The organism is Methylobacter arcticus (genome assembly GCF_050917435.1).
Classification (GTDB): Bacteria; Pseudomonadota; Gammaproteobacteria; order Methylococcales; family Methylomonadaceae; genus Methylobacter_A; species Methylobacter_A titanis.
On record NZ_CP159583.1, the window covers coordinates 1,597,800 to 1,618,834 of the forward strand.

Consider the following 21,035-nt stretch of genomic DNA (forward strand, 5'->3'; position numbering starts at 1 on the left):
TTTGGTTAGCTGGGGCCTTGTGCTCGATCATCCAGCAAATATTTCCGGAGTTGCCTCTCTCCTCGCATAACATAAACGATGTAGACCTTGTCTTGATCGACGCGATATAAAATTCGGCAGGGGCCAACGATGATTTCACGATACGTTGAGCGCTCTAATTCTGGAGGCATACGGCCTGATTCTGGAAACTGCTCAAGACGGTCAACACTGGAAAATACCTGTTTAACCAAGCGGCGTGCTGCATCAGGTTTATCAAGTGCAATGTATTCGGCAATTTCATTCAAGTCTAATAAAGCCGGCTCGGCCCAGATTATTTGAGCCATTTACTCATTTTCTCTTTTGCTTCCGATTGGCTATAGGTGCGATTTTCCAAAATGGCCGTTTCCCCTTTCGCTATACCTTCAAGAAGATGTATACGACTTTGCATAAGCTCATAATCATCGACATCTATCAGGTAGGCCGACGGTTGACCATGTTCGGTTATTAAAACAGGCTCTTTAGATTCATGCAGTTCGGCAAGAATTTTGGTGGCCTGACGTTTTAGGGTGGTAACGAGTTCTATTTTCATAAGAAGTGATACTAAACTATCACTTTAGGTTTTGCAAAAACTTATCTCAGTCAGGTGGTGTATTGCCTAGCGGCGAATCCACCCTACAAGTTATCCACCTTATAGCGTTACAGCGAAAATTTATGAAATCGGTGATAAGGGTCACATAAGCTGATATTTATGTCTTATGCTTACCAGCTTTGCTTGACAACTAAAACGCTTTAATTGCTTAATGCCTCGGCGGTAGGCAATCGGGTTTACCACTAATTTCTTTTCAAATTTGAAAATCCTCACGGAGGGGACATGTTATGAACATACGTAAAAAATATTTCAAAAAGTTGTTTCTGCCAGTACTACTCGGCACTTTGGTGGCCGGGGGCGCAATCGCCTCTGGTCAGACACCGGTATACCTTGGCAACGCTGATACTTTTGCGATTCTGAGCCAAACCGGAATCACCAACGTTTATCGATCCGCTATTGTTGGGGATGTTGGGACGAGCCCCATAACCGGTGCAGCGCTCCTTCTCACCTGCGGGGAAGTGTCGGGGAATATATACACTGTCGACGCAGCTGGTCCTCTCCCCTGCTCGGTGACTAGCCCTAGCTTCCTGAGCTTGGCTGTGGGCGACATGGGATTCGCGTACGATAACGCTGCGGGACGACTTTCACCCGATTTCATTGAACTGGGCGCCGGTGAAATTGGCGGGCTAACCCTCACTCCCGGCCTCTACAAATGGTCTACGAGTCTTCTGATTAGCACGGATGTCACGCTCTCGGGGGGGCCAACCGATGTCTGGATCTTCCAGGTGGCGGGAACGCTGCAGCAGGCCAATGCTACACGGGTGACGCTGGCTGGCGGCGCCCTGGCCAAGAACATCTTTTGGCAGGTCGCTGAAGCTGTGACTCTTGGAACCAATGCACACTTTGAGGGCGTCGTCCTGGGTAAAAAAATGATCGCCGTGAGCACTGGAACATCGGTCAACGGCAGACTGTTGGCACAGACTGCGGTCACTCTTCAGATGAATGCGATTACCGAACCCGCCAATTAAGGACGCATGCCGCTCATGTGGGTTTGACATCTACCCACACCGGTAATATTAAAAGGGTTACAGATTTCGATCTGTAACCCTTTTATTTTACCCTCCGCTTCCTGCCCGTGGAATCAAGGTTCCTGTCAGGGCCGTAGGTTGGGCAGAGCACCGCGAAGCCCAATACGTCAGCCATTGAAAAGGCAATAGCTTTGATTGTTGGGCTTCATTGTGTATTCAGCCCAACCTACGAAAGGCAATGACCGGCAGCTTTTGGCCGGTTTGCTGCCTATCGCTGATAAGTCATATGCTCGGTGTCAAACTCCGGCATATTTCTGCTTATCCCGTCTCAACCAATACTCACTCGCCAATTGCTGAGCCTGTTCCTGCGTCTCAGCTTTGCCCAGCAACTTAAGCGCAATGGCAGCCGTGCCAATAATCGAGGCTTCGGCAAACTCATCTTCAAGCTTTCCCTGCCAAATTAACGCCAGTTGCTCCGGATCAAGAATTTCGGGTTTGACGTGACGGCGTGGAAATAAAGCAGGCCAGTTTTCGTCGGATAATTCGCCGTTGTGCACGCTTTGCACCAGGCATTCCATATCGGGATTGCGTTCGGTCTCGCCGCCTTCGCCTTTTAATACCGCCATATGCGGCTGGTTTAACAGGGCTGCGGCTTGTTGATGTACCGGACGGTAACCGGGATGGAAGATGCCCTGAATGCTGTGTTCCGCATTAAACGGGTTTAACAAGCGCACCAGGGTGTGTACCGGTGAACGCAAACCCAGTATTGGACGCAGCTCGATAATTTCATGCAATTTAGGGCAGAAATATTCCAGCGATAAATAACTGAAATGCTGTTGTTCAAGTTGCCGTTTGGCCTCCTTAATAGAGTTTGCGCATTGAATTCCCAAATAACCCAGCATATTTTCAGTGTACAGTCTGTCGGCCGAATGGCCGCTGGCGCCATGCATAAAAACAGTAATGCCATTTTCAGCTAGCAGCAAAGCCGATAGCAAGAACCAGGGCAAATGACGACGTTTTCCGGCATAAGACGACCAGTCCAGGTCGACTTTTACGGCATTATCGGCAATATCGAATGATTCTCTGGCGGCCAGTGCGAAACCGGCCAATTCTTCCGGAGTTTCTTCCTTGACACGCATCAGCATCAGGAATGCGCCCAGCTGAACCGGCAGCACCTGATCGGTCAGAATCATGTTCATGGCGAGATAGGCTTCATCCTGAGTTAATGGCCGTGAGCCTTTTTTGCCTTTGCCTAAGATGCGGATAATTTCTGCAAACGGATGCTCAGGGTAGGGCGTTTGCTCGTGATGAGTGAATGTCATAAGGTAAATTTAAAATAATGATCGACCAACAAGGCGATAAATACGCCGGTTAGATACATCAGTGAATAAAAAAAGGTTTGCATCGCCGTTTTATCGTCTTTTCGACGCATCATCAAAATGGCATGATAAATAAAACCAAGGCCTAATGGTACTACCGCAAACAAATAAATCAGGCCGCTCATGCCGGTCAGATAGGGCAGTAGGGTAACAATCAACAGCAACAGGGAATAAAGCAGAACATGCAGTCGGGTGTATTCTACCCCGTGGGTGACCGGCAACATCGGGATGCCGACTTTGGCGAATTCTTTGCGCTTGGCGATAGATAACGGCCAGAAATGCGGCGGTGTCCACACAAAAATAATCAAAAACAACAGCATTGCGTAAGGATGCACCTCGCCGGTCATCGCGCACCAACCCAGCAGCGGCGGCGTGGCTCCGAAAGCGCCGGCAATAACGATATTTTGCGGGGTCATCCTTTTAAGGTAGACCGTATAGATAATCGCGTAACCCAGTGCCGATAAAAAAGTCAGTAATGCGGTCAATACATTGACCATGAATATCAGCAATACCATCGAGATAACACCCAGCGTTAAGGCAAAAACGATGACATCGGTAGAGCTTAATTCGCCTTTAGGCAAAGGGCGGTGTTTATTGCGATCCATCAGCGCATCGGCGTCACGGTCAATATAATGATTAATCGCGGCGGCGGACGCTGCGGCCAGCGCAATGCCGATGCTGCTGTAAATAAACAGGCCGATAGGCGGTATTCCGGGAACGGCTAATAACATCCCCGCCATAGCCGTAAAAACGATCAGGGCAACCACTTTGGGTTTGCATAACTCAAGATAACTTTGCCAGGAAGGCCTAGGTGATTCGCTAGTCATTATGTAGTAGATTCCAACTTTTAGATTAGGGTACTGCTCCCATGGAAATTATGGGAATAGTGTTGTAGATGCTCCATTCGGTATTACCGGAGCGGCGCATAGGAAAGATGACTGTTTATTGTAATAGCATACAGTGAACTATTGATTATTGAAATAGCCCGAATTTTCCCCAGGAAAATTGAGGTTTGCACAACATCAACGGGTCATTTGCGCTCATATAATCCTCATCGGTAAATGGTATCAACCAAATGCTTAAACCAACTCGGTCTGAAAATCACAATATAAACAGCAATAAGGCTGGTTGTTGGGATAGGGCTAATGCCTATTATCGCCAAAGCAATCAATACCAGAGCTGTGATTATTCTTGTCTTCATCGATAAATCTCATCCACAAGACGTTTAAACCATAGTGGTCTGAAAATAACGGCATAAAGGCAAATAAGGCTGACAGTCGGAACCGGTCCAAGATCAGTAACCAGAATAAAAAGCAACGCCAACAATGTCAAAATTCTTATTTTCATCAAATAAACCTCTTAATTTCTAGCCTTTTTTGATCACAAAACTCAGTCTGTGGGCTATTTTCCGTATTCTATGGATACGGTGTAGAGTCGGGATTGCAGTGTTCACAAGTTCTTGCAATCATACCAGTCGTGCTCGACGATATAAAAATCAATGCGAGTAATGGGCTGATAAAAAGGCCGTATGGCGGATCGAAACCATAAGGTTGATGCCGAAATTTGGTGATGGAACGGTGGTTGGCAAGCCCGAATTCACCCGCCTATTGAAATAGGAGAAGGTTGACCATAAACAGTATGTTCATCTACAGAGCCTGTTCACTTTCCATCCGAACACTTTCCAGCAAATCAACACTATCCGAAGCCCTGTCGGTATGTGATAATAATTGACTTGATTTTGGCGATATTTCTTTCTAACCGACATAGCCGCAGGGCGTAAAGGGCACTACATAATGGATGAGAATAAAAAGAAAGCACTAGGCGCGGCACTGATGCAGATAGAAAAGCAATTCGGCAAAGGCTCGGTGATGCGCATGGGCGATGTGGCGGCTTCGCGTGACATTGATGTGGTTTCTACCGGTTCTTTAGGTTTGGATATTGCTTTGGGCTGCGGCGGTTTGCCTCGCGGTCGTGTGGTTGAAATCTATGGCCCTGAATCATCCGGTAAAACCACGTTGACGCTGCAAGTGATCGCCGAAATGCAAAAGCTCGGCGGCACGGCGGCATTTGTTGATGCTGAGCATGCTTTAGATCCCAGTTATGCCGAAAAAATCGGCGTTAATGTCGACGACTTGCTGGTTTCCCAGCCGGATACCGGCGAGCAGGCCCTGGAAATTACCGACATGCTGGTGCGTTCCGGTGCGGTTGATGTGGTCGTGATTGATTCGGTTGCGGCGTTAACGCCTAAAGCCGAGATTGAGGGCGATATGGGCGATTCCCATATGGGTTTGCAGGCGCGTTTGATGTCTCAGGCTTTGCGGAAGTTGACCGGCAATATCAAGCGTTCCAATACCCTGGTTATTTTTATTAATCAGATCAGGATGAAAATCGGTGTGATGTTCGGCAGTCCTGAAACCACCACCGGAGGTAATGCGTTGAAATTTTACGCCTCGGTGCGTCTGGATATTCGACGTATCGGTTCGATTAAAAAAGGCGATGAAATTATCGGTAATGAAACCCGGGTAAAAGTCGTTAAAAATAAAGTCGCGCCGCCTTTTAGACAGGCTGAGTTTGAGATTTTATACGGCGAAGGTATTTCCTTTTTGGGCGAAATAGTGGATCTGGGCGTAACTTACGGCTTTATCCAGAAAGCCGGTTCCTGGTACAGTTATGGTGATGAAAAAATCGGTCAGGGCAAGGATAATGTCAAAGCTTTTTTAAGAGAACATCCTGAAAAAGCCAAAGAAATTGAAGCCAAAATAAGAGCCGAGGCTTTCGCTAAGAAAGTGGCGCCTCTGATTGACTCGCCTGTGGTTGTTGACGGGGAAGAGTAATTCGTTTTGATTGAAGAACCTCATGTTGCCAAGGAAATCAAGGAGGTTTGCCTGCGGTTATTGGCGCGAAGAGAGCACAGTCAAAAGGAATTATTGGCTAAATTGGCTTTAAGAGGTTTTGACAAGGATGAGGTGTTGCCGGTTATTGACGAACTGGTCGAACAAGGTTGGCAAGACGATCTACGCTATGCTGAAAGCTATGCTAGGTTTCGTATTCTGAAGGGCTACGGACCGATTCGGGTGAGCTACGAACTTTCGCAAAACGGCATAGCGGCGCTTGATCTTGACGCCATCGTGCAAATTGAGGTCGGTGGTTGGATGGCGTTGTTGGAGCAGGTTTACCGTAAAAAATATAACCATGACATGCTGTTGGAACGCAATGAGTGGGCAAAACGCAGTCGTTTTTTGTTGCATCGCGGGTTTTCCGGCGCAATGATCGGCGCATTGTTTGATCAGTTGGACATTAGATTTCTCTAAGTTGTAGGCAGGGTTAGCGTAACCCGATTATTTTAAAAGCATTTATTTATTATGAAAAAGATGACTAGCGCCGAGTTGCGCACCGCCTTTCTGGAATTTTTCCGCGAACGAGGGCATTCTGTACAACCATCAAGTTCCCTGATTCCAGGGAATGATCCGACCTTGTTGTTCACCAATGCCGGCATGGTGCAGTTCAAGGATGTGTTTTTGGGACGTGAACACCGCGACTATAACAAGGCCGCGACCAGTCAGCGTTGCGTACGGGCGGGCGGCAAACATAACGACCTGGAAAACGTCGGCTATACCGCTAGGCATCATACGTTTTTTGAAATGCTGGGCAATTTCAGCTTCGGCGATTATTTTAAAAAAGAAGCGATCCATTATGCCTGGGATTTTTTAACCAAGGAACTGGAAATTCCGGCGGAAAAATTATGGATTACCGTTTTTGACGAAGATTCGGAAGCGGAGAAGATCTGGCTGGATGATGTCGGTATTTCGCCAGACCGATTCTCAAGAATCGGTGCCAAAGATAACTTCTGGTCGATGGGCGATGTTGGGCCTTGCGGCCCTTGCACCGAAATATTCTACGATCACGGCGCGGACATTGCCGGAGGGCCGCCGGGATCGCCGGATGAAGACGGCGACCGTTATATCGAAATCTGGAATCTGGTATTCATGCAATATGACCGTGCTGCCGACGGTTCGCTAACGCCGCTGCCGAAACCCTCGGTCGATACCGGTATGGGGTTGGAGCGCATCGCGGCGGTGTTGCAGGGGGTGCACAGCAATTACGAAATCGATTTATTTCATAAACTGTTGCAGGCAGCGGCCGAGCTGGCCGGTACTGAGGATTTGACCCAAAGTTCATTGCGGGTAATTGCCGACCACATTCGTTCTTGCGCCTTCCTGATAGCGGATGGCGTGATGCCGTCCAATGAAGGACGTGGCTATGTGGTACGCCGCATCATTCGTCGCGCCATTCGACACGGCTATCGTTTGGGTATCCGCGACGTGTTCTTTTATAAACTGGTTGCGCCGTTGGCTGAGGAAATGGGCGAGGCTTTCCCCGAGCTTAAAGCCGCACAAGCCCAAATTGAGCGGGTGCTGAAAAAAGAAGAAGAGCGTTTTGCCGAAACCCTGGAACAAGGCATGAAGATTCTGGAGGCTTGCGTCGCCAAGATGGACGGCTCGGTGATCCCCGGCGATACGGTATTCCAGCTTTACGATACTTACGGCTTTCCCGTTGACTTGACCGCCGATTTTGCCCGTGAACATCAGCTGACTGTCGATCATGCCGGGTTTGAAACGGCGATGTCGGCTCAGCGCGACCGGGCAAGGTCTGCGAGCAGTTTCGGCGCCGATTACGACCAGGATATAAAGCTTGATGTACAGACTGAATTTACCGGTTACGAACAGCTTGACGATCAGGTGCATATCATCGGCCTTTTCAAAAAAGGCCAGCCGGTAACCAGCTTGCAGGATGGCGAAGAGGGCATTGTTATTTTAGACAAAACGCCGTTCTATGCCGAGTCCGGCGGACAAATCGGCGATTGCGGCAAAATCGAAGCGGATGGCGCGATATTTGAAGTCACCGACACCCAAAAACAGGGTGGCAACCTGTTCTTGCATAAAGGTAAATTGATTTCCGGAATCCTGACTAACGGCCAGTTGTGCGATGCCCGGGTTAGCTCGGCGAACAGAAAAGCGACCGAACTTAACCATTCGGCGACTCATTTGTTGCACGCCGCATTAAGGCAGGTTTTGGGCGATCATGTCGCGCAGAAAGGCTCACTGGTTAATCCTGAACGGTTGCGATTCGACTTTTCTCATTTTGAGCCAGTGACGGCTGTCGAAATCAGCACCGTTGAGCGGATTGTCAATGAGCAGATCCGGGCAAACAATCCGGTTATCTCGGAAGTCATGGCCAAGGATGACGCGGTTAAGGCCGGTGCAATGGCATTGTTCGGCGAAAAATACGGCGATGAAGTCAGGGTTTTAAAAATCGGCGAATTCTCAACCGAGCTGTGCGGCGGCACGCATGTCGAGCGGGCAGGGGATATAGGCTGCTTTAAAATCATTAACGAAACCGGTGTGGCGTCAGGTGTCAGGCGTATCGAAGCGGTAACCGGTGGCGGTTGTTTCGATTTTATAGCCGGTCGCGACCATGCGCTTGCCAGTATTGCCGGAATGGTAAAAAGTGCGCCGGAAAAAGCGCCGGAAAAAGTCGAGCAGCTGATAGAGAAAAACCGGTTGCTGGAAAAGCAGTTGGAACGCTTGAATGCAAAGCTTGCCAGTTCTGCGGGTAACGAACTGGGCGCTCAGGCTGTCGATGTCGATGGCATCAAGGTATTGGCGGTCAAGCTCGATGGTGTCGATCCCAAATCCCTGAAAGACATGGTCGATCAGTTAAAAAATAAACTAGGCAGCGCCGCAATTGTGTTGGCAGTCGTCGAGGGCGACAAGGTCAGTTTGATTGCCGGTGTGACTAAAGACCAGATGGGGCGGGTAAAAGCCGGTGATTTGGTGAATTTCGTCGCCACTAAAGTCGGCGGAAAAGGTGGCGGTCGGCCCGATATGGCTCAGGCCGGGGGCAATGATCCGTCCTGTTTGGCTGACGCATTGGCTCAGGTTCCTGCCTGGATCCAAACGCAACTTGGCGCGTAGAAGGTTTTATTAAATGGCATTATATGTATACAAATTCGGCGGCACCTCGGTAGGTACTGTCGAGCGCATTAAAACAGTCGCCGAAAAGGTTAAAAAAGCCCACGATCTGGGCGATCAAATTGTCGTCGTGGTTTCCGCGATGAGCGGCGAAACCAATCGCCTGGTTGCAATGGCAAAAGAAATACAGCAACACCCTAATGATCGGGAAACGGACGTATTGCTGTCAACCGGGGAGCAGGTCACTGTTTCACTGTTAAGCATGGCTTTGCATGAGCAAGGTTGCGATGCCTGTTCTTATACCGGCAGTCAGGTAAAAATCCTGACCGACAGCAGTCACACCAAGGCGCGGATACGCAAGATTGATGACGCGCACATCCGGGCTGATCTTAACGAGGGCAAGGTCGTGGTTGTGGCGGGTTTTCAAGGCGTAGACGAACACGGTAATATCACCACGTTGGGGCGCGGCGGGTCGGATACCACAGCAGTGGCGCTTGCGGCAGCCTTAAAGGCCGACGAATGCCATATTTATACCGATGTCGATGGCGTTTACACGACGGATCCCAGGGTAGAGCCGAAAGCCCGCAGACTGGATAAAATCACGTTTGAAGAAATGCTGGAAATGGCAAGTTTAGGCTCAAAAGTATTGCAGATCAGATCGGTAGAATTTGCCGGAAAATATAACGTTGCGTTACGCGTATTATCATCATTTAAAGAAGGTAAGGGTACGCTCATTACCTATGAGGAATCACAAGTGGAAAGTGCTTTAATTTCAGGAATCGCATTCAATCGGGATGAGGCCAAATTAACTATCACTGGTGTACCTGATTTGCCGGGAGTTGCGTATAAAATTTTGGGGCCGATTGCCGATGCCAATATCGAAATCGATATGATCATTCAGAATATCGCCGATGATGCGACCACTGATTTTACCTTTACGATACATCGCAATGACTATCAGCGGGCGAAAGCCTTGCTGGATAAAACCAGTGCTGAGCTGGGAGCCAGAAATGTAACCGGTGACGACAAGATCGTAAAAGTGTCGGTTGTCGGTGTGGGCATGCGTTCCCACGCAGGCATTGCCAGCACCATGTTTAAGACGCTGGCAGATGAAGGCATTAATATCAGGATGATATCAACATCCGAGATTAAAATATCGGTTGTCGTCGATGAAAAATATCTAGAGCTTGCAGTCAGGGCATTACATGCTGCTTTTAAATTAGATCAAGAAATAGAATCCTAGGCTTTATTTATAATAAAAAGCTGCTATAATTGCCCGTCTTGGTTGGATACTGTTTAAGAACAGTGCGTTTTTAACATTTATAGGGAGTAGCCATGCTTATCTTGACTCGTCGGGTAGGAGAGACTTTGATGATTGGTGATGAAGTTACAGTCACTGTTCTTGGAGTCAAAGGAAATCAGGTTCGCATAGGTGTTAACGCACCCAAGGAAGTCTCTGTACATAGGGAAGAAATTTACGAAAGGATTAAAAAAGAACAGGGCGGGGCTACCGGCCTGACTGGATCTGAAGAGTAATCAGAAAAAATTTTTATGGTGCTATAAGCACTCACCGACTTGATCGATGTAAACTTGTTATTTAAGTGGAGTGTAAAGTATTTCACAAAATATATGTTGTGAAGTCATTTAGCGATTACACCTTAACATTGGTTAGGTAAAAAGAAATTATGTTAGTTTTTTTGAGAGGTTCCCTCTTAAAATTATCTCAGGGCACAGGACTGTAGCTTAAAGAGATACATCATCTATTTGGAGAGTTGGCCGAGAGGCTGAAGGCGCTCCCCTGCTAAGGGAGTATGGGTTTTATCGCCCATCGAGGGTTCGAATCCCTCACTCTCCGCCATATAGATTATTGATTTTAAAGCAAAAAATCAAGATTCAAAAAATAATATGGTGGCAATTGGCGGTTGAAAGCCGTCACTAATCGCTATATCAGTTCAAATATCGCCATTTCAATTATTTATTTCTACTCGCTAGATACCTAGCAATTCCGTTACTTCAGCGCCAGTATCTGTTTCAAAATTTATTTCACTGCAAAAATTTTTCGTCAAAACAGCGCGGGTGAGGAGGAGTGATTTTCGGGCGGGGGGACGGGCTTGCCTGGGATTTGCTACGTGGTGGTGGGTGGCGGTGCTGGAGCCGGGCGGGGAGCCCGGCTGTTGATGGGTTAGTGTAGGGTTGCGGCCAGGTCTTTGATCAGGGTGTTGAGTAGGCAGTAGATCTGGGTGGCCGTGATGGTCTGTTGATCTACTGCGGCGCTGATGCCTTGTGCTGCACCGTTCAATGCTTCGATGAGTTGTTCTTGTTCTTCTGTCATCGTCCGCTCCTATTAACTTATCTTGGCTTGTGAGCTGTCGAACAGGTCTACCTGGTCATGGTTCAGTACTATCCAGTTGTCCGGCGGAATCGGCTGGTTGACGATGTTGCAGAGTCGGCGCAGCTGGTCTTGTAGGAGCCGCCGCCTGTATGCGTTCTGAGTATTTACGATTTGTAAGGATAAGCTTTCAATCTGTTTTGATATGCTGATCTGGTCCTTGATGTCAATGGTGCCGAAGAATCCGGTTTTGCGGATCTCGGGCAGGACGGTTTCACAAACCCAGTTGGCGAAGTCTTTAGCTTTGGGTTTATTGGAGCGAAAGATCAGGTGATAAAGACCGGCTTCGTTGATGAAATAGGCGTCTTGTTCGCCGCCAGGGGTGATAAGTTTTATCACTCCTTTCCAGTTTTCCGGCATGTTTTCGAGGGTCATACTTGACCAAGATATGTCTAGTGCTGCGCAAACATCTTTGGCACAGAACCAGACCTCGCTGTGTTCGTCGGTGGCGGTACGGACATCCAGATCAGTGAACTGGAACGGATTGGCTAAGGTTTTAAAGTCAGTCATGTTACACCTCCCGAGTTAAGGCGATGGGTAACAACAGCGCTCTGATCACACGGATTGCGCGTTGATAGCGGATTTGAAACAGACGGACAGGGATTTTGTGGTGTGCTGGTGCTACGGACAGTAGCCAGGTTAAAAGCTTGTTCATGGGTGACTCCTTGACTGTGGTTAAAGCCACCGACAGGAGTTGCAAAACTCATGGCGGTGGATGATGTATCAGGTTTGCAAACCGGGTCAAGGAACCGGCAGGCCTCGCGGCCTCCCAATACACCACCCACCATGATAAATGTGAGGGCATAAAAAAAGCCATGTGCCTATCGGCGCATAGCTACAGCGCCTTGAACATTCGGATTGCAAAGTCCGTCTCTCGTTTTTTGCGAGAGCATGAGTAGATTAGATGTTAATTTTTTATTTGTCAAATGAGGATGATTTTATGAAGAAAGTAATCAAGCGGTTTATTGTTGCATTAATTGTTTCTATGGCGAGTGCCACACAAGCCGAACAACCGAAAACACCACCAGAAATAAAAGGCGGAACAGCCAAGGAATATGAAATCGTAAGTGCCGAGGATTTAAGCAACGGATACCGTAATCGCCATCGCTGGTTTATCGTATCCGATGCCGCCAAAACCTTTGAAGATAGAGCCGCTACAGTCATCAAAGCCGCTATCGATTTAAAAAAACAAACCAGGACACAAGAAGCCTTTATCGTAATGGATATTAGCAAGGAGTTCTCAGGGCATGGCGACGTTATAGCGATGGCCGATTACGTTTATGACAGCAAAGATGCACCGTGGAAAGTCCAGTCATCAGACATTATTGTAAAAAAGCCGCTCAACAAAAACCACATGCCTTTTATCCTGTTGAAAGAGGCCAAGTAGTCATGAGCCAAAACAACACCAACATCGACAGCCGCCGCCTAGCCGACCGCCAAACCGATGAACTGATCGGCATCTGCAAAGGCATCCTGTTCGACGGCATGGTGAGCTATGACGAAGCCAATAGTCTCTACCTCTGGTTTCAAGCCAACCCAAAAGCCATGCAAACCTGGCCGGGAAAAGAGCTTTTTTACACGCTCTGCCCGATGCTTAAAAACAACGCATTAAACACCGACGATGAAGAGCGTCTGTTAATCCTGCTGAGTAACATCATCGGCTTACCCTCCGTGGTTAACTCAGGAACCAATGCCAGCAGCCAATTGCCGCTAACTGATCCAGCGCCGTCCGTATTCTTTGACCGCAGAGTGTTCGTCGTCACCGGCAACCTAAAAATGGGCGCACGACGCACCGTCATTCAAGCTATTGAAGACCAGGGCGGCGAAGTCGTCTTAAAAAATATCCGGATGGATACTGATTATTTAGTCATCGGCGACATTGGCAGCAAAGCCTGGATGCATTCCACCCACGGCCGCAAGATCGAAAAGGCCGTCGAATTACGAGAACAAGGCCATGGTATTGCGATTATTTCCGAGCAGCACTTTATGGATAGCCTTATCCCGAATATCGAACAGCAAAGCGCATCGATCGAAGCCGCCAACACCCAAGTAACGCCATTCTTTACCGCCTTTATGCAGCACCTGGACGCATTTGAAGCGCTGGAGCAAAAAAACATCAAAACCGGCTTGTATGAAAACGGCGTTTATCTGCATCAATGCTTTAACAACGGAAAGCCGCAAAGCCTGCCATCGTTCAGCGTTGAACTGGATGAAGATAACGACAAACCCTGGGGCGTTTATGGCTTATCTACGCCGATGTTGTTTGATGCGCCTGAAGAGGCATTGGTTGAGTTGTTGAGGTTGGCGAATATTTAGTTCCGTCCTGCTTGATTATTGTATTAACTTGGATACAATAACCCCATGAACTACATCGTCGAACAAACCGAAGCCTTCGCCAAGTGGCATTCTGCCTTGCGTGATTTACGTGCCAAAACCGCGATTTCACGGCGCATCGACCGCGCTGAGCACGGCAATCTGGGCGATATTAAGCCGGTAGGTGGCGAGGTGTCCGAAATGCGCGTCGATGTTGGCGCCGGGTATCGTGTTTACTTTACATTGCGCGGCGGCGTGGTCGTAGTGTTGCTCGCCGGTGGCGATAAATCCACACAACAAGCCGACATTAAACGCGCTGTTGAACTTGCTAAGGAGATTTGAATCATGAGTGTAAAACTATTGCCGTTTGATATGGTCAGTCTGCTCGACAGCGACGAAGCTATCAGTGAATACCTGTCCCAAGTGCTTGATGACGGCGACAGTGACGAACTGCTCCGTGCTTTGGGTTACATCGCCAAGGCCAAGGGTATGGCGATGATTGCCAAAGAGTCTGGCCTTGGGCGAGAAAGCCTATACAAGGCGCTTTCTCCTGGATCCCAGCCACGCTTTGATACGATTTTAAAGGTGATTAAGGCGCTGGGGGTTAAGCTGCACGTCGAGCCGGTTTAGTCACAGCCAATAGTCGGGCATAACAACATGCCCGACCTGCCGTTTATCTATCCAGCCTCACCACCGCCCCCTCAAACTCCACATCCCCCATCTCACACCCCACAAACTCCCGCCCCAACTCCCTGCAGGCAATCGCCGTCGAGCCGCTGCCGACGAAGGTATCCAGCACCACATCGCCCGGCTTTGAGCTGGCCTCGATAATGTGGCGCATTAAATCAAGCGGCTTTTCGCAGGGATGTTTGCCCGGATACCATTGCACTGGTTTAAAATCCCAGACGTTGGTGTAGTGGACGTGTTTAGTCACCGCAAAGTGGCGGCGCTGTTGCTTGATAGCTTTGTATTCCGCCTTCAGTTGGTCATAGGGTTTCCTAATTACCCATAAAGAACAGCCAATGTTACAAGAATGTCTATACTGACAGTATCTACCATACGGATGGGATAACGTCATGAAAAACAAAGTTCAATTTCAAAAAGGCTATAGCCTGGGCGAGTTCATGAAAAATTATGGGAGTGAAGGGCAATGCCGAAAAGCCTTGTTTCAGTGGCGCTGGCCTCAAGGCTATGTTTGCCCTGAATGCGGTGGGCAAAGCTACTGCTCCCTGAAAACACGAGTGGTTTATCAGTGCAATCACTGCCACCATCAACATTCCCTCATTAGTGGCACCATTTTTTCTGCGACGAAACTCCCGTTAACAACTTGGTTTCTCGCGATCCACTTGACCACACAAGCAAAAACTGGCGTTTCTGCCCTTTCACTGCGCCGTCAATTAGGTGTTTCATACAATACCGCCTGGAGCATCAAACAGAAGCTGATGCAAGTAATGAAGGAGCGTGATGATAGTAAGCCGTTATCCGGCGTCATCCAACTGGATGACGTGTATTGGGGCGGCGAACATCGGGGAGGCAAGCGTGGACGGGGTTCACCCAACAAAACACCTTTTGTGGCGGCTGTGTCGGTCAACGAAAAAGGACATCCTATTGCCATGAACATGACTGTGGTCAACGGGTTCCGCTCCAAAGAAATCACTCGTTGGGCGAAGCGCCATCTTAGCACCGATAGTCACGTGGTCTCGGACGGACTGGCCTGTTTTGCCGCTGTTACCAAGGCAGGATGCCAGCATACCAGCATCGTAACCGGTGGAGGCCCTGAATGTGTCTCGCTGGAACCCTTCACTTGGGTCAATACGATGATAGGTAATGTCAAAAGGTCGATTGACGGGACTTATCACGCTATCAATCATAAACACCTTCCGCGCTATTTGGCAGAATTTTGTTATCGCTTCAATCGGCGATTTGTCCTTGAGGATATGCTGCCCCGCCTATGTTACGTTGCAGTCAGAACACCACCTATGCCTATGCGGCTACTGAAGATGGCTGAGGATTATGGGTAATCAGGTAGGGTTTTAACGCAGCGCCGAACAGTTTATCCATGGTTTGGTAATGCGGTCGGCCGGGAAAGGTAAATTGTGATCGATCAAACCAGTGGCTGGACATTTGGCAGCCGCAGGCTTGGTCTATTTGTTTGCGGGAAATGTTGGCGGCGGTTCTGGCATCGTCCAGGTAAGCGCGGATCGGTTCAAAGGCGAACGGTGTTTTCTTGCGGCTTTCGGCAAACATAATGTGTTCGGTCTGCGGAAAGTAGCGGCGTAGCGATTCTTTGTTGCAGCCGTTATGCCGACCATTGGGTTTGCGCCAGATTAAATGGTTTAGCAGGTTAAAGCGCTGGCTTACGGCAATATCCACTTGCGTCGCCAGATGCGGTCCGGCAAACAGGTATAACGATCCAGCCGGTTTTAACACGCGATGATATTCCACCAGAATGCTATCCAGCCAGGCGAAAAAGGCGTCTTTGTTTTGCCATTGATTATCCCACGCTTCGCCCTTTACCTTGTAATACGGCGGATCGGTGGCGATCAGGTCTATGCTGTTGTCGGGTAATTGCGCCAGTAGGGTTAGGCAGTCGGTGTTATGTAGGGTTACGTTGGCTTTTTGGTAGGTTCTCATGAGTGTCGCTTTTGCAATGACACTCGTGGTGTTCTGGTTTGGGGCTCTCGGCCCTCAAGAAATTTAGTGTGTTACAGCGCGGGCATTTGATCTGCAAAGTTTGATAAATGCCCATGCCTAGTTTTTTGCTGCAGGCTCCGCAGCGTATATCATTCATCATAAAATCTATATCACAATCTCATTCTGCCCCATAGCCGGGGCTTCGCCGTCGATCTTCCCGGCTCTGATATAGTATTTCCCGCCGACTGTTCCAGTCCCACGTACCCGCACCACGCCGCCATCTAATAGCGTTATCAAACTGATAACGCTATCGGTCACAGATAACGTCCCCACCAACAACGGGTCACGCGGCAGCAACTCTTTGAACATCGCCCATGTGTTCGGTGTTTCTTCGCCGATCTGGATGGTCTGTCTGACACTGCCTAGCGAGGCTGCTATCGACACGCTGTTGACGATACCTTTAACGCTTACGCCGTCCAGCGTAACGCTGACCAACTGGCCGACGCTGACCAATGGCACAATAACGCCATCCATTGGCACTGACAATGAACGCACCGACGGTTGAGTGTACTGGCCTGCAATGATTCTCTCACCCAGGGCCCTGCAACCAATGGCATCGGTCATCAACGCATTGGACGTGGTCGAGGCCAGTCTCGCGCCATCGGTGCCGTCCAGTCTGCACCACGCCAGAACGCCTCCTACCTCAGTACCATGCACATAGACGCCGTTGGCTTGATACGGTACGACCGGGCGTTGGCTTAACTCAGTGATAGCGGCTTCGGGAATGACCACATCAGGCGATAACAAGCCAAAATCCCACGGCAGCACCGGATAACGCGGCATGACGTTCAGCACTTTACTGTCGCGGCTGGGTACAATCATCGCGCCGATGTCGCCGACCAAGGTCGCCAGTGCCTGTATCGGCGTTTGGTTGTTGTAGCTGTAGGCACCGGATGGCACGAGCCAGGTCACCGCTGTCCAGTTGATTGTCCAGCCGGTCGGCAGTTGCAGCTCTGCCAGTTGTTGCACTGTCAATGCCGATGATTGCGTAGCACTAGCCGGTTGTTCGTAAGGTTGCCCCAGTAATGCCGTTAAACCGCGACCGGACAAGGAAATGCTGCGCCCCCCGAATTGTCTGCTGTGTTCGATGCGTTCTACCAACACTTTCCAGTTGTAGCCGTTGATAGTAATCACCAACTGCACCGGCTCATCGCTGCCGACTTGCTGCACCTTGACCAGATCGGATTTGTCCAGCAAGGTGCCGGAAAACTGCCAGGCGAATGAATCGGCATCTAGGCCTAAATTGACCGACTCCATCGAAATCGGGGTTAAATCGAGCAGGGTGACGGTGATGGTGTGTTGCATAATGTAAGCCGATTGGGTAGGAATTGTTATAGTGACATGGCCGGGCGGATCGGTTGGGTCTGGGTTCGGCGGGTAAACCTGAGTAGGCACCCAGGGCGATGCGTTGCCGCCTGTCCAAACCCGCTGGGCATCTTGGACGACAGAGCGGAACTCGACGCCTAATCTGGCAGCACGTTGGAAGCGCGATTCGGTTTCGCTAAGCAGCATTCCGGCGTGGTAAATGGCGAAATCGCGCAAGACCATTGCGCCTTGCCATGTTGGGGTGACTTGTTGCTGAGCGACTGGGTTTCTTACTGTCGCTGTCAGGCTATTGGCAACCGGAACAAACGATGACGACGGCGCATAGTCAGCGGTAAAGTTGTAAGCCGGTAAGGCGTTCTGACTGTAAGAGCGGTCATCGTTAATGTCAGCTTGTGAGGCAAACGTAAAAGCGTGTGACGGAACCCAAGAGGAAACAGGTTCTACTTCATGCCAATAACGCCGCAACACTGTATGCAGCGAATCTTTGCAGTCTTGAACCGGGTGCGTGGTTTCGCTGTGAGTAAAATCAAGAATATTGAACCCGGCAACAAAACCGTCAGACAATGGAATAGCTTGTTCAACCACGGCGGAAACATCCGGCCTGAGCAACTCCATTTGCTCGAGCACGACGGCGAACTGGTCAGTCAGCGGAATCGCCTGCTCGGCCACGGCAGTCACCTCAGGCATCAATAACAAGGTCTGTTCCATGACCACATCAGCCGCATGATTCAGTGGCGCGGCTTGTTGTTGGATCGATGCTGTGTAAAGCGGAGCAGGAATCGTCTGCTCATAAACAAAATTCACTGTTAACGCGGCTTGCAAGGCTTCTTGCTGGTCAGACACGACCGAACCGACGGTATAACGCGGCACATTTGAATCGTACTCGCCACTAAACGACCCCACAGCATCATCGGTAGTTGCAGAAAAAACGCCTTGATTGGTGACGATCTTGCCGGAAAACGAGCCAACCGCATCATCGGTAACGGCAGACAGCACCGCACACGGGGCGACGTAGGCAACAAATGAACCAGCGGCGTCATCGGTAACAGCCGATAAATGCCCAACAACGCCGGAACCCTCGTCAACAATCTCAGCGACAAAACTAAAGCCGCCGCCCGGCGTATAAGCCGCCTCGGCAAAGGTATAAATGTAAACAGCAGGCGCAACCGGAGTACGGTCGCCTACAGGCTCAGTGGTAACGCCTGCCATCGTAAACAAGGCAGGCGCATAAAGCACCGGCACACGCCTAACAAACGGCGGCACTTCAAACAGCGCAAAGGTATTCTCAGGCGTGTAATAATCGGCAAAATCATAAAGATTGCCCGGCGCATAAACATCACCAGAAAACGGATAATGGCTAACCGGCGTGTAATCGACGCCAAACCCGAACACATAGGACGCAGGCGCAACCGGAGTACGGTCGCCTACAGGCTCAGTGGTAACGCCTGCCATACTAAAGGCAGCAGGCGCATAAACCACGGGCGTCCTGTCGCCGACCGGCTCAGTGGTGACACCGAACAGGCTGAACGACGTTAGCGGGGCGTAATCTCCCCCGCTAAAATGCCAAATCATTTAGACCGGTACGGGGATAAGCGGCGCTTGGGTAATCGGCTGGATCAAACGTTCAACCCGTGTCCATGTTACCGTACCATCTACCACCGTACCGCCCACGGTAATCGGCCAAACCGGCTCGGACGAGGCGGTAAGGCCGCCTGCCGTGGCTTGGTAATAATACGGGGTATTGGCCGGGTTGGTCGGGTAAGCCAGTGCGTTGAGTGCTGTCGATTTCGATGCTTGCCATTGACTGCCTTGATTAGCTGCTACCGTTAAAGTAACCGGCGATGGCGTCGATAAGTCAACGCTGAACGTAGTGCCAGTAAACGTGCTGCTATTAAGAAAAGTGCCGGTATCATAATCATAAGCCGACGCTATCCAACTGCTCGCAGCTAAGCTTTCGGAAATCGTGCCGTCTATTTTCCACCCAGGCCCCACGCTCAACGCAACACCAAGAACATTACTGACAGCATCTATTTGACGCACAAAAGTGCCAGTAATAACGTCCAGCTCTACCACGCCAGGGCAACCGTCTGTACTCATAATGCAGATGTCGTTGTTGCGCCATATTACTGATTTGACCGCCGCTATGGTTAACTTCATCGGGAGAGATGACAGCGTTAATTTGGTTAAGTCGCTGACGTTATAAATAGTATAAAAAGGGGCCGATGTATGACCTATCGCCAACTTGGTGCCATCGGGACTAAACGCACAGCAGGTTGGACTAGCGGGCAGCAGCGAACTGGGGTTCGCCAGCTTGCTCCAGTCGCTGACGTTATACAGTGTAATAAACGGCGAGTTGGTATGTCCTACGGCAAGCTTGGTGCCATCTGGACTGAAATCACAACAAGCTGAATTAGAGGCTGGAAGCGTAGCTGGATTCGCTATTTTGCTCATATCCGAAGTGTTATACAGCGTAATAAACGGCGTATTTGTATGCGACACAGCTAATTTAGTACCATCTGGGCTATATGAAACGCCAAAAACAGTCCCCGTCGGGGCTGCACTGGGTGAAGATTTAGTCCAGTCCGACGTGTTGTAAACACTCAAATAAGGAGCACCTGAAAAACCTATCGCTAGTTTGGTACCATCGTAACTAAAATCACAGGCATAGCAACCCCCTGGGGGTATGAAACCTGGGTTAGCTAGTTTGCTCCAGTCGCTGACGGTATAAACATGAAAATAAGGCGCCCCGGTAAATGTCACGACAGCTTTAGTGCTGTCAGCATTAAAAGCAACAGCTGTGGCATTGTTAGTAGCAGCCACGGGCGGCGTTGACATTTTTTCGGTAATGCTATCGACGATAACAAAGAACGGCGTGGCATTAACTGCCATCAGTAGGGTATTCCTAGCCATCACATATTCCCCTCAGTAATTGAACCACTTAAAATCTGAATCACCCCGCCCGCCTGAGCCGACAGTGTATTAAACAACAACGCCTGCGCCCCGCCTGCTACGCCACAGCTCATATCGAGAACAAAGCCATCATCACCATCGACACCTCTTGCCCAGGCAATGGTGCCGGTGGCATCGGCAACCGGGTCATCGGCAATGGCGGCAAAGGTTAATACACCATTGGTTACGGTGCCACAGGGGTCTGACAGCACGCAGGTGCCGATCAGGGTTTGCGTGGTAATTGCAGCGCCGGTTGCCGGTTGGGTGCCATCGTAAAGTAAAAACTTGCCTGTTGCCGCTGTGTCCAAGGCCGTGATGATGGCTTGCGAACGCGCGGTTCTTAGTGTTGTTGCAAAGGCTAAATGTGCCATAGTGTTTCTCGTTTATGTGGTGTTAAAGGGCGACCGGCCGGTCGCC

The 21,035-nt window shown here is 49.7% G+C and carries 24 protein-coding genes and 1 tRNA gene; 12 read left to right on the forward strand and 13 right to left on the reverse strand.

Going from position 1 to position 21,035, the window contains the following annotated elements:
* Positions 1-5: 5 nt before the first annotated feature.
* A complete protein-coding gene (locus ABXJ76_RS07655; protein ID WP_432745722.1) occupies positions 6-323 on the reverse strand; it encodes a type II toxin-antitoxin system RelE/ParE family toxin in 318 nt (105 codons plus the stop codon).
* Positions 311-568: a type II toxin-antitoxin system Phd/YefM family antitoxin gene (locus tag ABXJ76_RS07660; protein WP_432745724.1), complete on the reverse strand. Its 258-nt coding sequence runs from the start codon at positions 566-568 to the stop codon at positions 311-313. The genes ABXJ76_RS07655 and ABXJ76_RS07660 overlap by 13 nt, the downstream gene beginning before the upstream one ends.
* A 287-nt stretch (positions 569-855) precedes the next feature.
* On the opposite strand from ABXJ76_RS07660, the gene ABXJ76_RS07665 reads away from it, so the two are divergent.
* Positions 856-1,596 (forward strand): ice-binding family protein, encoded by a 741-nt coding sequence (locus tag ABXJ76_RS07665; RefSeq protein ID WP_432745726.1) that lies wholly within the window; start codon positions 856-858, stop codon positions 1,594-1,596.
* A 296-nt stretch (positions 1,597-1,892) separates the two neighbouring features.
* Here ABXJ76_RS07665 and ABXJ76_RS07670 read toward each other — a convergent pair whose 3' ends face one another.
* Together ABXJ76_RS07670 and cyoE are read right to left on the reverse strand one after the other, a co-directional pair.
* Positions 1,893-2,918 (reverse strand): glycosyl transferase family protein, encoded by a 1,026-nt coding sequence (locus ABXJ76_RS07670; RefSeq protein WP_432745727.1) that lies wholly within the window; start codon positions 2,916-2,918, stop codon positions 1,893-1,895.
* Positions 2,915-3,805 (reverse strand): heme o synthase, encoded by an 891-nt coding sequence (cyoE, locus tag ABXJ76_RS07675; protein WP_432746471.1) that lies wholly within the window; start codon positions 3,803-3,805, stop codon positions 2,915-2,917. Before cyoE ends, ABXJ76_RS07670 begins: the two co-directional genes overlap by 4 nt.
* Positions 3,806-4,768: 963 nt before the next feature.
* Here cyoE and recA point away from each other — a divergent pair.
* The 6 genes from recA to ABXJ76_RS07705 all read left to right on the forward strand — a co-directional run bounded on the left by recA (position 4,769) and on the right by ABXJ76_RS07705 (position 10,805).
* Positions 4,769-5,809, forward strand: a complete 1,041-nt coding sequence (recA, locus tag ABXJ76_RS07680) for a recombinase RecA (protein ID WP_432745729.1) — start codon at positions 4,769-4,771, stop codon at positions 5,807-5,809.
* A gap of 6 nt (positions 5,810-5,815) precedes the next feature.
* Positions 5,816-6,286 carry a regulatory protein RecX gene (locus ABXJ76_RS07685; RefSeq protein WP_432745731.1) on the forward strand — a complete coding sequence of 157 codons (471 nt, stop codon included), beginning with the start codon at positions 5,816-5,818 and terminating at the stop codon, positions 6,284-6,286.
* A 51-nt stretch (positions 6,287-6,337) separates the two neighbouring features.
* The gene (gene alaS, locus ABXJ76_RS07690; protein ID WP_432745733.1) at positions 6,338-8,950 is read left to right on the forward strand and encodes an alanine--tRNA ligase; all 2,613 of its coding nucleotides are present in this window, start codon (positions 6,338-6,340) and stop codon (positions 8,948-8,950) included.
* Between the two features lie 13 nt (positions 8,951-8,963).
* The gene (locus ABXJ76_RS07695; RefSeq protein ID WP_432745734.1) at positions 8,964-10,190 is read left to right on the forward strand and encodes an aspartate kinase; all 1,227 of its coding nucleotides are present in this window, start codon (positions 8,964-8,966) and stop codon (positions 10,188-10,190) included.
* Positions 10,191-10,282: 92 nt separating this feature from the next.
* On the forward strand, positions 10,283-10,483 hold the full coding sequence (csrA, locus tag ABXJ76_RS07700) for a carbon storage regulator CsrA (RefSeq protein ID WP_432745736.1): 201 nt from the start codon (positions 10,283-10,285) through the stop codon (positions 10,481-10,483).
* Between the two features lie 230 nt (positions 10,484-10,713).
* Positions 10,714-10,805, forward strand: a tRNA-Ser gene (locus tag ABXJ76_RS07705).
* A gap of 324 nt (positions 10,806-11,129) precedes the next feature.
* Here the strand turns inward: ABXJ76_RS07705 and ABXJ76_RS07710 are convergent.
* The 3 genes from ABXJ76_RS07710 to ABXJ76_RS07720 are packed head-to-tail and all read right to left on the reverse strand — an operon-like array spanning position 11,130 to position 11,991.
* On the reverse strand, positions 11,130-11,279 hold the full coding sequence (locus ABXJ76_RS07710) for a hypothetical protein (protein ID WP_200877373.1): 150 nt from the start codon (positions 11,277-11,279) through the stop codon (positions 11,130-11,132).
* Between the two features lie 12 nt (positions 11,280-11,291).
* Positions 11,292-11,846 (reverse strand): BRO-N domain-containing protein, encoded by a 555-nt coding sequence (locus tag ABXJ76_RS07715; protein ID WP_432745738.1) that lies wholly within the window; start codon positions 11,844-11,846, stop codon positions 11,292-11,294.
* A gap of 1 nt (position 11,847) precedes the next feature.
* Entirely contained in the window at positions 11,848-11,991 is a 144-nt protein-coding gene (locus ABXJ76_RS07720; RefSeq protein ID WP_432745740.1) for a hypothetical protein, read from the reverse strand.
* A 285-nt stretch (positions 11,992-12,276) separates the two neighbouring features.
* On the opposite strand from ABXJ76_RS07720, the gene ABXJ76_RS07725 reads away from it, so the two are divergent.
* Genes ABXJ76_RS07725 through ABXJ76_RS07740 form a run of 4 tightly spaced genes read left to right on the forward strand, consistent with a single transcriptional unit; the run spans position 12,277 to position 14,279 of the window.
* A complete protein-coding gene (locus ABXJ76_RS07725; RefSeq protein WP_432745742.1) occupies positions 12,277-12,723 on the forward strand; it encodes a hypothetical protein in 447 nt (148 codons plus the stop codon).
* A 2-nt stretch (positions 12,724-12,725) separates the two neighbouring features.
* The gene (locus ABXJ76_RS07730; protein ID WP_432745744.1) at positions 12,726-13,652 is read left to right on the forward strand and encodes a BRCT domain-containing protein; all 927 of its coding nucleotides are present in this window, start codon (positions 12,726-12,728) and stop codon (positions 13,650-13,652) included.
* A 45-nt stretch (positions 13,653-13,697) separates the two neighbouring features.
* Positions 13,698-13,991: a type II toxin-antitoxin system RelE/ParE family toxin gene (locus ABXJ76_RS07735; RefSeq protein WP_432745746.1), complete on the forward strand. Its 294-nt coding sequence runs from the start codon at positions 13,698-13,700 to the stop codon at positions 13,989-13,991.
* A 3-nt stretch (positions 13,992-13,994) separates the two neighbouring features.
* Positions 13,995-14,279: an addiction module antidote protein gene (locus ABXJ76_RS07740; protein WP_432745748.1), complete on the forward strand. Its 285-nt coding sequence runs from the start codon at positions 13,995-13,997 to the stop codon at positions 14,277-14,279.
* A gap of 43 nt (positions 14,280-14,322) precedes the next feature.
* Here ABXJ76_RS07740 and ABXJ76_RS07745 read toward each other — a convergent pair whose 3' ends face one another.
* Positions 14,323-14,727: a site-specific DNA-methyltransferase gene (locus ABXJ76_RS07745; protein ID WP_432745750.1), complete on the reverse strand. Its 405-nt coding sequence runs from the start codon at positions 14,725-14,727 to the stop codon at positions 14,323-14,325.
* Between ABXJ76_RS07745 and ABXJ76_RS07750 the strand changes: the two genes are divergently transcribed.
* Positions 14,726-15,670 carry an IS1595 family transposase gene (locus tag ABXJ76_RS07750; RefSeq protein WP_432740541.1) on the forward strand — a complete coding sequence of 315 codons (945 nt, stop codon included), beginning with the start codon at positions 14,726-14,728 and terminating at the stop codon, positions 15,668-15,670. The two genes, ABXJ76_RS07745 and ABXJ76_RS07750, sit on opposite strands and share 2 nt — an antisense overlap.
* Here ABXJ76_RS07750 and ABXJ76_RS07755 read toward each other — a convergent pair.
* The 5 genes from ABXJ76_RS07755 to ABXJ76_RS07775 are packed head-to-tail and all read right to left on the reverse strand — an operon-like array spanning position 15,633 to position 20,989.
* A complete protein-coding gene (locus ABXJ76_RS07755) occupies positions 15,633-16,283 on the reverse strand; it encodes a DNA-methyltransferase (protein ID WP_432745752.1) in 651 nt (216 codons plus the stop codon). The genes ABXJ76_RS07750 and ABXJ76_RS07755 overlap by 38 nt on opposite strands.
* Positions 16,246-16,443 (reverse strand): Com family DNA-binding transcriptional regulator, encoded by a 198-nt coding sequence (locus ABXJ76_RS07760; RefSeq protein ID WP_432745753.1) that lies wholly within the window; start codon positions 16,441-16,443, stop codon positions 16,246-16,248. Before ABXJ76_RS07760 ends, ABXJ76_RS07755 begins: the two co-directional genes overlap by 38 nt.
* Before the next feature lie 5 nt (positions 16,444-16,448).
* Positions 16,449-19,241, reverse strand: coding sequence for a hypothetical protein (locus ABXJ76_RS07765; protein WP_432745755.1), 2,793 nt, complete (start codon positions 19,239-19,241; stop codon positions 16,449-16,451).
* Positions 19,242-20,579: a WD40 repeat domain-containing protein gene (locus tag ABXJ76_RS07770; RefSeq protein ID WP_432745757.1), complete on the reverse strand. Its 1,338-nt coding sequence runs from the start codon at positions 20,577-20,579 to the stop codon at positions 19,242-19,244. It lies immediately after the preceding gene.
* Positions 20,579-20,989 carry a hypothetical protein gene (locus tag ABXJ76_RS07775; protein ID WP_432745758.1) on the reverse strand — a complete coding sequence of 137 codons (411 nt, stop codon included), beginning with the start codon at positions 20,987-20,989 and terminating at the stop codon, positions 20,579-20,581. The genes ABXJ76_RS07770 and ABXJ76_RS07775 overlap by 1 nt, the downstream gene beginning before the upstream one ends.
* Positions 20,990-21,035: the final 46 nt, after the last annotated feature.